Origin of the sequence: Microbulbifer agarilyticus (genome assembly GCF_001999945.1) — a bacterium.
Taxonomy (GTDB): domain Bacteria; phylum Pseudomonadota; class Gammaproteobacteria; order Pseudomonadales; family Cellvibrionaceae; genus Microbulbifer; species Microbulbifer agarilyticus_A.
This window is the reverse complement of sequence record NZ_CP019650.1, coordinates 3819554-3835225: the sequence shown is the minus strand read 5'-3', so window position 1 is coordinate 3835225 and position 15672 is coordinate 3819554. Positions and strand designations below refer to the sequence as shown.

The following is a 15672-nucleotide window of genomic DNA, read 5'->3' as shown; positions in this document are numbered from 1 at the left end:
GGGCCGATATCCATTGAAGCCAGTGGTAAAAAGCTGGAAACTTGAGGTGGATGTTTGGTCAAAAAATTAGGCTGATCTGCCTGTTGAACATAACTCTGGTAAAGGAGAGGAAAGTGAGAAAATTGTTTCTGTGGATGGCATTGCTGGTCGTCACTGTTCCAGCAATGGCGCTTGAGGTGGGAAGCCCGGCGCCGGAATTTTCTTTGAAAGCTTCCGATGGGAAAACCTACACGCTGTCCGATTTTAAGGGTAAGCAGGCGGTCGTTGTTGCCTGGTATCCCAAGGCCTTTACCAAAGGATGTACCATCGAGTGCAAGTCCCTGGCCGAAAATGGCGATCTGATTCGTGAATACGATGTGACCTATTTCATGGCCAGCACGGATGACCTGGAAGACAACACAAAATTTGCCGAAGAGATGAAGGCCGATTTTCCTCTGCTGAGCGATCCTACTGGTGAGGTCGCCGAGGCCTACGACGTAAAAATGCCAGTACTGAACATGGCCAAGCGCGTGACCTTCTACATTGGCAAAGATGGCAATGTTCTGAAGATCGATCGTGACATTCAGCCGGCCACCAGTGCCCAGGATATGGCTCAGACTCTGGGTGAGCTGGGTGTGGACAAAAAGTCCTGACAGCCCAATAAAAAAGGCCGCATACCCTGTGGGGGGATGCGGCCAAACACTTGGGGAGTGTTAGGAGTCTCGCTCTCGAGGTGGTGTGGTTAACCTCGGCGATCGAATTTAATCAGGTCGAGTCCGTTCAGCTCTGGAATGGCACGGTGCAGCTCGGTCTCCAGCGTATCGAGAGACTCCATTTGCGCACACAGGGCGTCCGCACGCGCTTCCAATGCTTCCGCTTTCTCTTCTACCAGTGCTTCCGCTTCCTCTGCAGCCGCTTCGGCGCGTGCCTCTATACTGCCGCCACCGGTAAACACCGCCTTCATTGCATGCCAGGCGATCTTGCCGGCAGAGCGGGTCGCCAATGCCGCGATCCGCGGTTCCAGCTCTTCTTCTAGGGTGCTCTCCAGAACCCCTTCCACCCACGGGGTGCCAAAAGAATACACATCGCCAGGGTGCTGCAGCTTCTCGATAACCTCGCTACGGATCAGGCTGGACTCGTGTAAGAAGTATTCGGTATCCGGATCGTTCGGTCCCGCAAGGGCCGTTAATGCAATGCCCAGACCTTCCAGTGCCACGTCGACCGCGGCTACGGCCAGCAGGGACACCTCTTCACCGGTGTGGTGCAGTTGCTGCTGGTATTGCCGCATCAGCTTCTGCTGGTCCGCCGTCAGTGTCAGGCCATCGTCGCCCACAGCCAGCTGATCTGGCTCGCTGAATGCGATCAGTGGGGCCAGGTCGTTCTCATCACGCACTTCCAGGAAGTCCGGCCCGACGGTGACCTGATGATGCATGGAAGCGTTGCAGCTATTTCCATCGTGGGAAATAGAAATATCTTCCGCCGCAAATGTGACGGTGGCCATGGTGGCCAGGGCGGCGAAGGTAAATGGGAGTATCGGCTTCATCGGGAATTCCATAACAGGTGTTTTGGGTATGACTCCCCGTTGTGGACGTTTGGATGCACAGTCCGACAAAAAAATCTGGCACGCATATTGCTCGTGTCTGAGTAACTGATCACCAAATACTGATGTTCACGGATATCGCTCCGGATATTGTGCTGAATATTGCGCCGCAAGCCGCGCCGCACCGTTAGAGAACCCGACAAAAGTAACCCGCAAGTTTGCAAGCACTAATCGAGTGCGCTGCAGGGGGTTCCTTTGGCCGCAAGAAACGAATCAAGAATAAAAACGTTAAGCCAATCGCAAAAAAGGGGTCACCAATGAAACGACAGTCTCTTAAACAGAAGTCTCTTAGCTGTGCAGTAGTCGCCGTTATCGCCGGTAGCGCGATGGCACCCAGCGCGCCAATTGTGGCGGAAGAAATCGAAGAGGTCGCGGTAACCGGCGTAAGGGGGAAGCCGCGCTCGGTTTCAGATTCGCCGGTGCCGGTGGACGTGTTTGGCAGCGAGGCACTGGAGTCGGTATCGCACACGGATACAAACGATGTACTGAAAACACTGGTTCCTTCCTACAACGTATCCCGACAGCCAATTAGCGATGGTGGAACCTTTATCCGTCCGGCGCAGTTGCGGGGCATGCCAACGGACAAAACCCTAGTACTGGTAAATTCAAAACGTCGCCATCGCGCGGCACTGGTGGAAATTGGTGGGTCCGGTACCCAGGGCCCGGACATTGCAACCATTCCCAGCTCCGCTTTGAAGTCGGTTGAGGTACTGCGTGATGGTGCGGCTGCACAATATGGCTCGGACGCGATCGCGGGTGTGATCAACTTTATCCTGAAGGACAATGACGAAGGCGGTTCTTTTGGATTTCGTACCGGTGAATACAGTGAAGGTGATGGTTTCCAGTCCACTGCAACTGGCAATGTCGGCATGCCTCTGGGTAGTGCAGGTTTCCTGAGTATTTCGGGAGAGATCTCGCAGCAAGACTTCACTTCCCGCAGTGAGCAGTACTGCGAAAATTGGTTCTGCTTGGAAGAGCAGGATCCAGAATTTATCGAGGCGGCAAAAAATGCGTCATTGGAAGGCGACGTGGTGCAGCCTTGGGGGCAGCCAAATGCGGAAGCCGCGCGCATGTTCTTTAACGCCGGCTACGATATTGCCGACGGCATGGAGCTGTATGCGTTTGGTAACTACTCCGAAAGCGAAGCCGATGGCAGTTTTTACTATCGTTACCCAAATAATGGCACCATTATGGATCTTCGTACCGAAGATGGTGCCATTTACAGCCCGCTGGAAAAATTCCCGGGCGGCTTTACCCCACGATTTTCCGGCGACGTCACCGACTATTCAGCAGCGTCCGGGATAAAAGGCGAGACAGCCTCGGGACTGCTGTACGATTACAGTGCGCGTTATGGTTACTCGGAAGTTGCGTACACCCTGAAAAATACCATCAACCCATCCATGGGTCCCGACAGTCCAACAGAGTTTAACCCCGGGACACTGGCCAATGAAGAAATTCAGATTCAGGCAGATTTCTCCAAAGAGTTAAGCATCGGCCTGCCCAGTGATGTGGTTGCGGCCTTTGGCTTCAGCTATATGGACGAGTCTTATGAACTGAGTGGCGGCGATGTCGATTCCTACACTGCAGGGCCCTACGCGACTCAGGATCCATGGGGCTTCTGTAGCGCAGATGGTACGCCGACGGCCGCGGGTCAGGGCGTTATCGATAATGGTTCAACCCTGGACTGTAGCCTGGACGGTGGCGACCCGGTGTATACAGTAGTGGGCGTCGGCTCAAATGGTTTCCCCGGATACGCGCCGGAGTACAGCGGTAGCTATTCCCGTGACTCCTACGCGGTGTATGGCGACTTGAGCACGGATCTGTCCGATCAATTGTTTGTGCAGGCGGCGGTGCGCTTTGAGGATTACTCCGATTTTGATTCCGAGCTGGTTGGCAAACTTGCCATGCAGTACGACGTGACCGATACCATTGGCCTGCGCTCGTCCATCGGCACTGGCTTCCGTGCTCCCACTCCGGGCCAGCAAGGTACCACCAATGTCTCTACCCGCCTGCCGAATGGCTTCCCGGTTGCCACCGGTCTGTTCCCGGCCAGTAGCGATGTCGCTGCCGCCCTGGGCGCGCAGCCGCTCAAGCCGGAGACTTCCACGAACTTTACCTTTGGCATGACGGCAGACTTCGACGCTCTCAGTTTGACCATCGATTTCTATCGCATCGATGTTGATGACCGCACCTATGCGATCTCTACCCTGGATGTATCGGCCGATAGCGAAAGTGGCTCGGCTTACGACAATTATCTGGCGCTTGTCGATGCGGGCGTGGTTGGTGCCGAATCCATTGGTGGGGTTTTCTATTTTAGCAATGCGTTTGATACCCGTACGCAGGGTGTCGATCTGGTCGCTACTTACCCGCTAAGCTGGGCCAATGACAGCACAACCAACCTTACCGCCTCAGTGAATTACAACCAGTCAGAATTCACTTCGGATCCATCGGATTATCTGAACGATGAAGACCAGTATGATTTCGAAAACTTTGAGCCAACGCTACGCGGCGCGGTAACTGCAACTCACGATTTTGGTGCGCTGTCCTTTATGGCACGTGCGAACTGGTATGGCAGCTACAAAAACTCGCAAGGCTCCGATAGTGGCTTGATCTACCAGACCTACGATCCGGTGGTACAAGTCGATTTGGAAGGTAAATACCACATCACCGACAACACCAATGTGAGTCTCGGTGGCCGTAATATCTTTGACGAGTACCCGGAAAAGGATGCGTTGGGTGATTATTGCTGCGGTGCGCTGTACGCATCGGACACCGTGGTGGATTGGCAGGGTAGCTTCTACTACATGAGCTTAAACCACGATTTCTAATCACGTTGTTTGTTTTACCACTTTTGATCCCCGCAATGCGGGGATTTTTTTTGGATTGATTTTTGTCGGATGATGCGCAGGCATAAAAAAGGCCAGCAGAGCCGGCCAGTGAGCGAATTCAGTGGGCTGTATCAGCTCATACGATGCAGGACCTTCGGCAGTGCGGCAGTATATTTCTCCACATCGTCCAAATGCCCCATGCTGACCCGGGACCAGTTGGTATAATCGCGATAAATGCCCCTTATCAGTACATTTTCCTTGGCCATTTCTGCGCGGAACTTTTCCGCATTCAACTCTCCCAGATTTACGAACATAAAGTTGGTCACTGAGGGGAGTGCGGAAAGTCCGTGTTCTTTCAGTGCAGCGCTGACCATCTCTCGGCCCTCCAGTACCTTTGCACGTGAGTAGTCCATAAAACGTTGGTCCTCATAGCAGGCAATCGCGGCCGCAAGACCCGCCTGATTCAATCCGTACCAGCCGAGGCCATACTTTTCCATCTGCTCGATCTTTTCCGGTTGGGCAATCAGGTAGCCGACGCGCATACCGGCCAAGCCGTAAATTTTGGAAAAAGTCCGTGCGACGATGATGTCGTGTCCGTCCTTTACCAGGGGAATGACAGTATTCAGGTCGCTGTTGTCGGTCAGCTCGTTGTACGCCTCATCTGCCAGCACCGTGCATTTCTTCGAGGCCTTGATGCAGAAGTTGCGCATAGCTTGCGGGTTAATAAGCATGCCCGTCGGGTTATTTGGATTGGTTACCTGAACCATGGAAATACTGTCATCGATGGCGTTGTACATGGCGTCGAGATCGATCGCCAGACTTTCCAGTTTCGGCAGCCGTTTGATTGCACCAATGCTCTGAATTTCTACCACGCGCGATGTGGTATCCCAGAATAAATCCGGTCCGAGAATATTGCCGGTCTGCGCGGCCGTAATTGCGGCCGCGGCGAGCCCAGCGCTGGAGCCGGAGCCGAGAGTCACATGTTCCGGCGTCAATCCGTGTCGTTCAGCAATCATGGTTTTCAGGCGCATGACGCTGTCGTATACGTAGTAGGCCCCCTTCTGGCTTGCCTCCATCATTGCCTTCAGTGCGGCGGGGCTGGGTCCGTAAGGGTTTTCGTTGGCGTTGAGTTTTGCGACGCCCGGGGGCGGGCCATAGAGCGGCGTTGGCTGAACTATTTCTTTAGCGCCCGCGGCAAGGCTGGCGGTGCTTGTCGCAGCCAGAGCCGCGGAGACGCCGGCCGTGGTCCCTTGTAGAAATAACCTTCTGCTGAGTGATTTATGCATTATTTTCCTCCCGGTAAGGTCAGTGGTGGTGCATTTTATTTGCACCGATTTTGTCGGTCAGGCCTTGGCAAACATCGCCAGGGATACTGCTATTAAATAAACGCCAAACAGTCGTTTGAGGTGGAGTTCATTCAAACTGTGCGCCCAGCGGGCACCGATGGGTGCGGATATAACCGAAAATATAGAGATGGCGATCAGCGCTGGAATGTTGATATATCCGATGGAGCCTACAGGCAGGTTCGGTGCGCCCAGACCCATCAGCAGAAATCCGATGGCGCCGGGAAGTCCGATAAGAAAGCCGATGCCCGAAGCCGTTGCCACAGCCTGGTGCGCCGGGCGATTGCACAGCACCATGGTCATCACCGTTATGGTGCCGCCGCCGATCCCGAGTAGCGACGAAAATCCGCCCAGGAAACTGGCCAGGCTCGCGCGCGCCAAGCCGGTGGGCATTTCGAGTTTGCCTTTAAGACCGTCGAACAAGTTGGGGAAAAGAAAATAGATGGAGTACAGCAATACCCCACCGGCAAATACGTAGATCAGACTTTTGCTGTCGGTAAAGGATGCAATGTAGAGACCTGCGCCGACCCCGAGGACGATCCATATGGACCAGTCCCGCAGAACCCCAAAGTCCACTGCCCCGCGCTTGCGGTGTGCCTGCACCGAGCGTGCCGAAGAAATCACAATGGAAGCGAGGGATGTGCCCACGGCGACGCGCATCATCTCGTCACTGGCACTGTGCAGGAAGGGGAACACCGCTAGCAGTGCGGGAACCACCACGAACCCACCACCATTTCCAAATAGTCCCGCGGTGATGCCCGCAATCAAACCCGCAGCGCACAGCAGCAGGATGAACAGAGATATTTCCTCGAAACTCATCGGCTCCCCCAGATTGTTCTTCGTTGAACAGGTTGTAAAAAGCATTAACCGTGCCAACGAGCGCGGATGGTGGGTGGGGATGCCGGTCCGGTGGGTGAAACGAGTGTTTTTAAGGATCAGTGGATGTTACGGCAGCAAAGTACAGACTTTGTATGTTATGCGGTGAACTGAATTTGTGCGGGTGGTACTCTTCTGCATTGTCTAACGATGACCAAAATACTTTTGGGGGGACCATGTCACGCCGGTCGATTATTGCTGTTGTTCTGTTAATAGGTGCCTTATCGCTCAGCGTTTTTTCACGCGCGGAGTCAATTTCCACGATTACCTCCGGTATGGAGCGGCAGCAGGGACTGTTTGATTACTTCTGGGACCCCCAGCAGGGGCGGCTGTTATTGCAGGTCGATACCTTCGACCGCGAGTTGCTCTTGCTCACTGGGCTCGCACAGGGTTTGGGATCCAACCCGGTTGGTCTGGATCGCAATCAGGTGGGCGAAAGCCGTGTGGTTAAATTTGAGCGGGTGGGCAACAAGGTGTTGTTGCATCAGGTAAACCTCAAATACCGCGCGCTATCGGATAACCCGGCCGAGCGCCGCGCCGTATCCGAAGCTTTTGCTTCCTCGGTAATTTGGGGATTCAAGGTACTGGGTGAAGAAGCGGGTGCGGTGTTGGTGGACTTCACTCCGTTTGTCTTGAGCGACCAACACGGTATTGCTGCGCGGCTCAAACAGGCCGGGCAGGGCAGCTACAGTCTGGATAAAGACCGCTCTGCGATCTACCTGCCGCGCACCAAAAGCTTTCCGCAAAATAGTGAGTTTGAAGCGCAGCTAACCTTTGCCGGCAGCGACCCGGGTAAATACATGCAGGAGGTGGTGCCGACCCCACAGCTCGCCACTTTGCGCCAGCATATTTCCCTGGTGGCCCTCCCCGACGACGGCTACCAGCCGCGACGCTTCCACAGTAACTCCGGGTACTTTCCGCTGATTTTTCGCGACTACGCCACCGCCATCGACCAGCCCATGGATCAGCGGCTTATCTTTCGTCATCGACTGGAGAAGCGCCCGGGGAGCAACGAGCCTGTAGAGCCGATTGTGTATTACATTGATCCGGGTGTACCGGAGCCGGTGCGCAGCGCCCTGATCGATGGCGCAAGCTGGTGGAACGACGCGTTTGAAGCTGCTGGCTTTGAAAACGCTTTTCAGGTGAAGCTGCTGCCGGAAGACGCAGATCCACTGGATGTGCGTTACAACGTGATCAACTGGGTGCACCGCTCCACCCGCGGCTGGTCGTACGGGTATTCGATTTATGATCCGCGCACCGGTGAAATTCTCAAAGGAAATGTAACCCTCGGATCCCTGCGGGTGCGCCAGGATTTCCTGATCGCCCAGGGGCTGCTGCAGCCCTATGGCAACAAGGATACGGATACCGAACAACTCAAGGCGATGGCGCTGGCGCGTATTCGCCAGCTTTCCGCTCACGAGGTTGGTCACACCATCGGCCTTGCGCACAATTTTATTTCCAGCACGGAAGATCGCGCGTCGGTAATGGACTATCCAGCCCCGCTGGTGACATTGGCTGGCATCAAGCTCGATGTAGAGAATGCCTACGCATCGGGTATTGGTGCCTGGGATAAGCTGGCTATCCGCTATGGCTACGGCGTAGCCGAGGGCGATGAAGCGGAGTATCTCGCCGGCGTGCTTGAAGAGGCGCAGCAGCAGAAGCTGCGCTTTATCACCGACCGAGATTCTCGCAGTATCAATAATGCCCATGCCTATTCCCATCTCTGGGATAACGGGCGAGAGCCGCTGGACGAATTCCAGCGGATGACCGAGTTGCGCAAACACGCACTGGAGAACTTTGGTCCGGCGGCCAACACGACAGATTCTGCGCGTTCGTCACTGGATGAAACCCTGGTGCCGGTGTACTACGGACACCGCTACCAAGCCGAGGCGGTCGGCAAGCTGATCGGCGGGCTGGACTATGACTACCTGTCGAATGACGCCGGTGACGCGAGTTACCAATTGGTCTCTGCAGGCCAACAACAACAGGCGATCGACGCGCTGGCGCAAACCCTGAAACCGGAGTTCTTAACCCTGCCGGAGCGCGTGCTGAAACTGCTGCCCCCCAAAGCGTTTGGCTATAGTCGCAGTAATGAGAGCTTCCCTGCATACACCGGCGTGGCATTTGACGGGATCGCCATGGCGGAAGCAGCCGCAGGACACACCTTTTCCATACTGCTTGACCCACAGCGTGCCGCCCGTCTGCAGGAGCAACAGGCGCGTCGCGGCGGTGGCCCCGGCTTCAATACTCTGCTGGCGCAGCTTACCGATCAGTCATTGACGAGCGGGCAATACACCGGACTCCAGGCGGCCATCCATCAGCGGGTTAACCACGTGTATATCCACCACCTGATGTTACTGGCAGACAACAAGCAGGCACCGGAATCCGCCCGCGCGCGCGCCAATTTTGAGCTGGCTAAATTCCAGCACGCGATCGGCGCGATGAAACTGTTTGGTGACGACCAACACGGATACAACGCCCACTACTTTTACGAGGCAAATCGTATCGCCGCGTTTATGGATGGCGACTTGAAGGTGGAGAAAGGGGACCTGAAATCCATGCCGCCTGGCTCGCCGATCTAGGTCGGCCAGCGATAAGAGCTGGGGAAATTGTGCGGAGCCGGTAATCCTTGATACTGAAGATTACCGGCGTACTTTTATCCGCGAATAAACTGTGACTTTCGAATCCAGTGATCACCGCGGTAGCGGCGTGTCGGCGCTGAGGTGGTCTTGGCCCAGAAATAGTCGCGGTTGAACTGGAATTCCACTTCATACCCTTCGGTCAGGGCGGCAAGTGGCATGGCTTGCCAGCTGGCCTGGCGACGTTTGCTGGTGGCCTCGAGCAAATACTCGGTGTTATCCACAATGGCCACGACCCAGGCGTGGCCGTCGCCCTTATAGGTTCCCAGAGCAACCCGCGCATCCACACCCAGGTTAATCAGCCAGTCCGCCAGCAAGATCGCATGGTCTTCGCAATCGCCGCGCTTCTGGTAATACGCCTGGCGCGAGGTCTGCCAGATATCGGCGAGACCCGCGTATTGCAAGTGGTCGTACTGGTATTCCTTGCGCACCGCCAGAGTGTACAGCGGCACCCATAAGGCCTCGGTCTCAAATGGCTGGAAACCCACCAGATAGCTATTGGCAAAGTGGTGTTGGCTGTCGAGCCCGCGGGCGGAGGCAGTTACCGCCTCGATGCCCTGCCAGTTCCAGATAGAGATATAGCTGCTCTGCTGCTCACTGCGTTTTGCCACCGCCTGCTGCACCATTGCTTCGGTGAGCGGGGAGTAGCTACCGGCAATCTTTACAATTCCGCCCTGGTCATCTTTAACCGCATCCGTACCGTCTTCACTTTGCATGACGGCGAGCTGGTGTTGCTGCAGGGCGTGCTCTGCGGGTAGGGCTCGCCAGTGCCGCACCAGCTCCGGCAACATCATCAGCAAACCAATGGCCAGATAGAAGAACAGGGATCTCACGGCGATGCCCTAGCCCTTGAGGCCGAAAGAAATGATCATTGCAACAAAGATCAGGATAGTTGAGGCAAAAATGGCCACGGCGACATTGCCATTTTTGAGTTCGCCTTCGATATCCACATGCTTGAGCAGTTTTTTGTCGATCAGCAACAGCGCAACCATGCCGATCAGCAGGGCGAGAATGGTATACAGCAGGTTCAAACCCAGGTTAAACAGGGTCGCGGTAAGAAATTCAGTTTGCATCTTGATGGATTCCGAAAGCGGCAAGAAAGCCGTAATTAGATCATAGGCAAGTAGGTTTTTCTTGTTGGAGTTCTGCGGGCTGTACGCGGATTGATCAACTTGCTCCAGCGTAAATAGCTCTTTAATGTAGTCGCCCGAGTGAATAATGAATTTAGGGATATATGGAAATGCCAAAGCTGTTGAAATTGCCAGCCTTCCTGTTGATGCTGCCTTTCCTGGGCCTTGCTGCCTGCGCGGACCGGGTGGAGGTGCCGCCGGCACATGTCGGTAAGGTTCTCACCAAAAATGGCTACAAGCCGAGTACCGTACCGCCATCCAAATTCCGCCTGGATATGTGCCTGTTCTACTGTGACAAATTGGTAACCCTGGCAATTGCAGATTTCGGCCACCTGGAAAAATTCAAACTGTTTATGCCCAAAGACCAGCTCAATATGAGCTTTGATATCCGGATGACTGGGGCGGTAAACGAAAAATATATCGACAATATCTTTGACCGTATGCCTCCGCAGAATGGCAATATTTCCGTGAGTCAGGTGTACAACACCTATGCGCAGCCGGTTATCCGCGATGTGGTACGGCGGGTGATCGCCAAGTATTCGATCAATGAAATTGCCTCCAGCCGCGAAATGCTCAGCCAGGAGCTGTTTACCGCTGTAGCCTCCTCGCTGGAAGGAACGCCGATCAAGATAAAGCGCCTGGGTATCGCCGACGTACAGTTCCCGAAAGTGATCACTGAGGCCAAGGAGCGTGCGGCGGAGCGTCGCGAGCTGATCGAGCAGGAGAAGGCACAGTTTGAAATCCAGAAGATCCAAATGGAGCGGGATCTGGAGCGTGAGAAAATGAACCGTGCGATTGCCCGCGAAAAGGCAATGGGGCAGAAAGAGGTGAATGACCTGCTGGCCAAGTCGGTTACCGACAAATACCTCTCCTACCGCACACTCGAGGTGCTGGAGACCATGGCCGAGTCGAATAACAAGGTGTTTGTACCGGTCGAAGCCCTGGGCACCATTGGCCTGCAGCAGGCGGTGTTTTCTGAACAAATGAAGCAGGTTGCGCGCAAGCGCTAAGCGAGGGCTGTCTGATGGAATTCAATTCACAGGTGGCCAACTGGCTGGCGGGTGCCTTGGGTGGGCTGGCAAGCTGGGTGGTTATCGCGGCGTGTGTGCTGCTGGTGCTGAATATTCTGGTGCGGATTCAGTTTTTGCGCCGCCGTGGCGAAGGGCTGCACTGGCTGTTGGACCGTTCACTGGTCATTCGTCTGCTCAGTTTGCTGTTCTTTATTTGGGTTCTACTGGGTTTTAACAGCAATGGACCGAAATTGGAGCTGGCGCCGGACTATAGTGACGAGCAACAGGCCACCGAACGAGCGTTGCGTGCAGAGCGCGATCATGTGGAAAATTTTGCCCCGGAAAAGCCAACAGCGGCACAAACGAGCCAACGTTTAGAGGACCTGCGCGAACAGCAGAAGCAGGAAAGCGAACAGGAAAATTAATCTACGACTCATCTCCATTTTGAAGTCATTGCAACGGTTTTATTTTCAGAAATTCTGTTGGGATGCCCAGATACCGTGAATAGACTTCCGAACACATTGGGAGATGAGGAGATCATCATGCGTTACCTGTTACCTGTAGTTCTGTTTTGTTCCATTGCGGGTTTTGCCCACGCTCAAAGCACTATGACTCAGCTGCCTTCTGGCGCTCAGGAAGTGCAAATTCTGGGTAACACCTATTACAAAAGCGGTGACACCTTTTATCGTTTTAACGAGCAAGGTGGTTACTTTTATGAAACCAATCCGCCTCGTGTAATGGACCATCAGTCCACTCCAAATGCGTCTGTAGTGACTAATCCTGGTGTTGGTCTGACTTCAGACCAGATCGAGGGCTGTCGTAACGCTGCTGCGGATAAATCCAACGCAGTACCTAACCGAGGCAGTTCTGTGTATATCAATGAGTACAATCGTTGTATCGGCGATCTGCAGCGTCAATAAGACGTTACTCGATATACCAGTGATTCTACCTAGTTAATCCTTTTAGCTAGGGCGAATAGGAAAAGGCTTGCCGCTTAACCGGCAAGCCTTTTTCGTTGGTGACTTGCCGCAATAACACCTAATCAAAAGGCACGCTTAATCGTGCCGCTTATTGGTTGCCGCGCTTAGCGCAATTCTTCCGGTTCTTGGCTCAGCCCTTCCCAATTCGCGCATAGTCCTGCTTGCATCTGGCCGATGGAATCATCGTGCGCCAGGTACCGTTGCCCTGTTCCATTCGTGGCGGGTGACAAATCTGGGTTGAATTGGTCAAAAATACACCTGCTCGTCTGTGCTAATTGACCGGCTAATTGGCGAAGTGATGGATAAAGTCTATGTAAATCAGTCATTTACAAGTTTGTGAGTACTTAGTTCCGCTTGCTTGGTAAAAACCGAATAAATATTCCATTTTCTCGCGGTCTCTGTAGAATGGCGTAAAAAATAACTTCTGGGACCTAGGTCCCAGTTTCGCCAAACTCACAGGAAAAATCATGAGAAGTCGCAAGTCCCTCTCCCCCATCGCGGGGCTGATGCGCCGCATGCGTGTCGCCCAGGCGCTGTCCGATAAAACCGGAGTCTCTGCCGACGAAAGTCTCGATATCGTTACCGAAGGCGCCAAGCTGACGGGTAATGAAGAGCGCCGTCGCTTCCTCAAGCAACTGGGTATGGGTGCCGCGGCTGTTGGTGTTGGTACATCACTGGCCGGCGTTTCCAAGCAGGCGCAAGCGGTTCCGGGTGGCGGCAATGGTGACGGCCGTCCTGGCAGCGTTGCAATCATCGGTGGTGGCGTGGCCGGCATCCGCTGTGCGCACCGTTTGCAGCAGTACGGTATTGCCAGCACTGTGTTTGAAGGCAACACCCGTCTGGGCGGCCGGGTTAGCACTAACCGCAGCATTTTTGGTGGTCCGGTAGAGCGTGGCGGTGAGTTGATCTCTAGTGAGCACACTGCAGTGCGTAATCTGGCGAATCAGTTGGGTCTGGATATCGAAGATGTAAACGGTAACGCGGTGCCCGGTGGCAACGAACTGTACTACGTGAACGGCCAGCACTACTCCGAGCACCAGCTGAATGAAGAGTGGCGCGATGTTTACAAAATTTTCAAAAAACTCCAGCAAGACGCGCCGTGGTTACCTACCTACGATTCGCACAACGACATCCACAAAACGCTGGACTACACCGACTCCAATACCTGGATGGACCAGGTAGGTATCGGCGCGAACTCTAATATGGGGCAGGTATTCCAGGCTGACCTGGTTGCCGAGTATGGCCTGCAGCCGGAAGATCAGACCGCACTGAACCTGATCTATCTGCTGGCATGGAACCCTATCAACAGTGCGACGCCGCTGGCAGGTACCGACGAGCGCTTCCGTATTGCTGGCGGTAACGATCAGCTGTGGAGCAAGATGGTTGAGCAGTTGCCGGAAGGTACTATCGAAACCGGTCGTAAGTTGGTGGCCATCAATGGCGACATCAATGGTCCCTACACCCTGACCTTCGAAGACGGCTACGTTCACAACTGTGACAAGCTGGTTCTGGCGCTGCCGTTCTCTCTGCTGCGTGATGTAGATATCGAGCCGGCTCTGTACAACAGCTTCCGCCCTGAGAAGCGTTTGGCGATTGAACAGATGGCCTTTGGTGCTAATGGTAAAATGGCGCTGCACCACAACAGCCGTCCTTGGACCCAGACTCAATACGTAAATGGTCAGGCGGTTACCGGCAACGGTGTAACCTATGTGGGCCGTCCGGAATTGTTTGATACCTGGGATTCTAGCTCGGTAAATGGTCAGCCAGATGGCATTCTGGTGAACTTCTTCGGTGGCAACTACGGTGCTAACTTGGGTGGAGATCAGCCATTTGCTGCGCCGACCCAGGCGGATATTAACCACTTCTACGGCATTGTGGATAACGTCTTTCCGGGTACGTCTGCGACCTTCTCCGGCACTGCGATGCAGTCCAAGTGGTCTGCCAACCCGTGGTCCAAAGGTTCTTACTCCACTCCGACCTTCGGTAGCTACACCTCCTGGTGGGGTGCCCAGCCGCTGGCGGAAGGCAATATCCACTTCTGTGGTGAGCACACCGAGCTGGAAGCTTTCGGCTACATCGACGGTGCAGTATCTACCGGCGAGCGCGCGGCCAAGGAAATTCACCAGTCGGTGTAAATTTTCAGTCCGCCAACTTCATCTCACAGGATGCAAAAAAGGCCGCGAACATATGTTCGCGGCCTTTTTTGTTGTGGGGGCTATTGTACGACAGCAGGTGATTTACACCTCGTTCTCATGGCTTAACTGTGCGTGCCAGCTACCGTCCAGCTCCACCGTTACCCGAACCTGAATTGGCCGGCAGCACACTGTGCAATCTTCAATGTAGTGCTGGTCGCCGGCACTGGTATCGATCAGCATGGAAATCATTTCTCCACAGTAGGGGCACTGGTCCGTGAATTCTTCCATTTGGGTCACCTTGCTCCCTTACACTGAACGCGCTTTGAGGTGCGGCTGTGCCCAGACGGCTAGAGTATCGGCCACATAGAGGGCATCTGCCCGCTCACTCAGTAAGTGGTCGGCATCGTCCAGGCTGATAAAGCTCTTCGGGTGCAATGCGCGATTGTAGATATCTGCCGCCTCGTCAATTGATACCACCTGATCAATCGGGGAATGGTAGATCAGCAGCGGACGCCCCAACTTGTGGATGTGTCCCTCCTGTATGCCCAACACATCGTCCACAAACTGCTTGCGAATCACAAACGGGCGCCTGGAAAGCTGTACCTCGGCCTGGCCTTCTTGCTGAATGATCTCAAGGGCGCTGCCAAACTGCTTCAACACATGTTTTGGGTCTGCAGGGGAGGCGACGGTAGCGACGGCCTTTGCTTCAGGAATTGACTCGGCCGCGGCGAGCACCGCAGCGCCGCCGAAGCTGTGCCCGATCAGTAAGTCCGCGGGCTGGTACTCGTCGCGCAGAAAGCGCGCGGCGCATATCAGGTCCGCCACGTTACTGGAGAAGCTGGTTTCACTGAAATCTCCAGCGCTGTCGCCGAGGCCAGTGAAATCCAGGCGCAGGGTGGCGATACCGTGGTCGGCGAGGCGGCGGCAGATTCGCGAGGCTGCCAGTACATCTTTGCCACAGGTAAAACAGGGCGCAAACAGCGCGAAGCCGTGTGTGGCGCCTTGTGGTGTTTCCAGGATACCCGCGAGGGGCAACCCGTTGGGGTTGGGGAAGCGCACCTTGTGGCGGCGTTTACTTCGCGACATATGGGGTCCGGTGAACTGGTAGGGGTAGCGGGAGTAGCAAGCAAAGCACGGGTTTGCGGGCCATGG

The 15672-nt window shown here is 54.8% G+C and carries 14 protein-coding genes; 7 read left to right on the top strand and 7 right to left on the bottom strand.

The window, feature by feature from the left end; all coding sequences use genetic code 11:
- Positions 1 to 113: 113 nt before the first annotated feature.
- The gene (locus Mag101_RS15865; protein WP_232325058.1) at positions 114 to 632 is read left to right on the top strand and encodes a peroxiredoxin; all 519 of its coding nucleotides are present in this window, start codon (positions 114 to 116) and stop codon (positions 630 to 632) included.
- Positions 633 to 721: 89 nt separating this feature from the next.
- On the opposite strand, the gene Mag101_RS15860 is transcribed toward Mag101_RS15865, so the two are convergent.
- Positions 722 to 1522, bottom strand: coding sequence for a DUF2884 family protein (locus Mag101_RS15860; protein ID WP_198040010.1), 801 nt, complete (start codon positions 1520 to 1522; stop codon positions 722 to 724).
- Between the two features lie 314 nt (positions 1523 to 1836).
- On the opposite strand from Mag101_RS15860, the gene Mag101_RS15855 reads away from it, so the two are divergent.
- A complete protein-coding gene (locus Mag101_RS15855) occupies positions 1837 to 4407 on the top strand; it encodes a TonB-dependent receptor plug domain-containing protein (RefSeq protein ID WP_077407249.1) in 2571 nt (856 codons plus the stop codon).
- Between the two features lie 131 nt (positions 4408 to 4538).
- Here Mag101_RS15855 and Mag101_RS15850 read toward each other — a convergent pair whose 3' ends face one another.
- Both Mag101_RS15850 and Mag101_RS15845 read right to left on the bottom strand, forming a co-directional pair.
- Entirely contained in the window at positions 4539 to 5693 is a 1155-nt protein-coding gene (locus tag Mag101_RS15850) for a pyridoxal phosphate-dependent aminotransferase (protein WP_077407246.1), read from the bottom strand.
- A gap of 57 nt (positions 5694 to 5750) precedes the next feature.
- Positions 5751 to 6569 (bottom strand): sulfite exporter TauE/SafE family protein, encoded by an 819-nt coding sequence (locus tag Mag101_RS15845; RefSeq protein WP_077407243.1) that lies wholly within the window; start codon positions 6567 to 6569, stop codon positions 5751 to 5753.
- A gap of 233 nt (positions 6570 to 6802) precedes the next feature.
- Here Mag101_RS15845 and Mag101_RS15840 point away from each other — a divergent pair, with 233 nt between their 5' ends.
- Complete coding sequence (locus tag Mag101_RS15840; protein ID WP_077407240.1) at positions 6803 to 9208, top strand: zinc-dependent metalloprotease; 2406 nt, start codon at positions 6803 to 6805, stop codon at positions 9206 to 9208.
- Between the two features lie 74 nt (positions 9209 to 9282).
- Here Mag101_RS15840 and Mag101_RS15835 read toward each other — a convergent pair whose 3' ends face one another.
- Together Mag101_RS15835 and Mag101_RS15830 are read right to left on the bottom strand one after the other, a co-directional pair.
- Positions 9283 to 10098: a transglutaminase-like domain-containing protein gene (locus Mag101_RS15835; RefSeq protein WP_077407238.1), complete on the bottom strand. Its 816-nt coding sequence runs from the start codon at positions 10096 to 10098 to the stop codon at positions 9283 to 9285.
- 9 nt (positions 10099 to 10107) lie between these two features.
- Positions 10108 to 10338 (bottom strand): DUF350 domain-containing protein, encoded by a 231-nt coding sequence (locus Mag101_RS15830; RefSeq protein WP_010132325.1) that lies wholly within the window; start codon positions 10336 to 10338, stop codon positions 10108 to 10110.
- Positions 10339 to 10505: 167 nt separating this feature from the next.
- Between Mag101_RS15830 and Mag101_RS15825 the strand changes: the two genes are divergently transcribed.
- From Mag101_RS15825 to Mag101_RS15810, 4 genes are all read left to right on the top strand, one after another.
- Entirely contained in the window at positions 10506 to 11405 is a 900-nt protein-coding gene (locus tag Mag101_RS15825; RefSeq protein ID WP_232325057.1) for an SPFH domain-containing protein, read from the top strand.
- Positions 11406 to 11419: 14 nt separating this feature from the next.
- Positions 11420 to 11830, top strand: coding sequence for a hypothetical protein (locus Mag101_RS15820; protein ID WP_077407233.1), 411 nt, complete (start codon positions 11420 to 11422; stop codon positions 11828 to 11830).
- Between the two features lie 117 nt (positions 11831 to 11947).
- The gene (locus Mag101_RS15815) at positions 11948 to 12325 is read left to right on the top strand and encodes a hypothetical protein (protein ID WP_077407230.1); all 378 of its coding nucleotides are present in this window, start codon (positions 11948 to 11950) and stop codon (positions 12323 to 12325) included.
- Positions 12326 to 12852: 527 nt separating this feature from the next.
- The gene (locus Mag101_RS15810; protein ID WP_077407228.1) at positions 12853 to 14520 is read left to right on the top strand and encodes an NAD(P)/FAD-dependent oxidoreductase; all 1668 of its coding nucleotides are present in this window, start codon (positions 12853 to 12855) and stop codon (positions 14518 to 14520) included.
- A 102-nt stretch (positions 14521 to 14622) separates the two neighbouring features.
- Here the strand turns inward: Mag101_RS15810 and Mag101_RS15805 are convergent, their stop codons facing one another.
- Together Mag101_RS15805 and Mag101_RS15800 are read right to left on the bottom strand one after the other, a co-directional pair.
- The gene (locus Mag101_RS15805; RefSeq protein WP_077407225.1) at positions 14623 to 14808 is read right to left on the bottom strand and encodes a CPXCG motif-containing cysteine-rich protein; all 186 of its coding nucleotides are present in this window, start codon (positions 14806 to 14808) and stop codon (positions 14623 to 14625) included.
- 18 nt (positions 14809 to 14826) lie between these two features.
- Positions 14827 to 15606, bottom strand: a complete 780-nt coding sequence (locus tag Mag101_RS15800; RefSeq protein WP_077407222.1) for an alpha/beta hydrolase family protein — start codon at positions 15604 to 15606, stop codon at positions 14827 to 14829.
- Positions 15607 to 15672 lie beyond the last annotated feature (66 nt).

Excerpts from the sequence above, each read along its gene's own strand:
- Mag101_RS15860 (WP_198040010.1), bottom strand. The coding sequence starts at position 1,522 with ATGAAGCCGATACTCCCATTTACCTTCGCCGCCCTGGCCACCATGGCC.
- Mag101_RS15855 (WP_077407249.1), top strand. The coding sequence starts at position 1,837 with ATGAAACGACAGTCTCTTAAACAGAAGTCTCTTAGCTGTGCAGTAGTC.
- Mag101_RS15850 (WP_077407246.1), bottom strand. The coding sequence starts at position 5,693 with ATGCATAAATCACTCAGCAGAAGGTTATTTCTACAAGGGACCACGGCC.
- Mag101_RS15845 (WP_077407243.1), bottom strand. The coding sequence starts at position 6,569 with ATGAGTTTCGAGGAAATATCTCTGTTCATCCTGCTGCTGTGCGCTGCG.
- Mag101_RS15840 (WP_077407240.1), top strand. The coding sequence starts at position 6,803 with ATGTCACGCCGGTCGATTATTGCTGTTGTTCTGTTAATAGGTGCCTTA.
- Mag101_RS15830 (WP_010132325.1), bottom strand. The coding sequence starts at position 10,338 with ATGCAAACTGAATTTCTTACCGCGACCCTGTTTAACCTGGGTTTGAAC.
- Mag101_RS15825 (WP_232325057.1), top strand. The coding sequence starts at position 10,506 with ATGCCAAAGCTGTTGAAATTGCCAGCCTTCCTGTTGATGCTGCCTTTC.
- Mag101_RS15820 (WP_077407233.1), top strand. The coding sequence starts at position 11,420 with ATGGAATTCAATTCACAGGTGGCCAACTGGCTGGCGGGTGCCTTGGGT.
- Mag101_RS15815 (WP_077407230.1), top strand. The coding sequence starts at position 11,948 with ATGCGTTACCTGTTACCTGTAGTTCTGTTTTGTTCCATTGCGGGTTTT.
- Mag101_RS15810 (WP_077407228.1), top strand. The coding sequence starts at position 12,853 with ATGAGAAGTCGCAAGTCCCTCTCCCCCATCGCGGGGCTGATGCGCCGC.
- Mag101_RS15805 (WP_077407225.1), bottom strand. The coding sequence starts at position 14,808 with ATGGAAGAATTCACGGACCAGTGCCCCTACTGTGGAGAAATGATTTCC.
- Mag101_RS15800 (WP_077407222.1), bottom strand. The coding sequence starts at position 15,606 with ATGTCGCGAAGTAAACGCCGCCACAAGGTGCGCTTCCCCAACCCCAAC.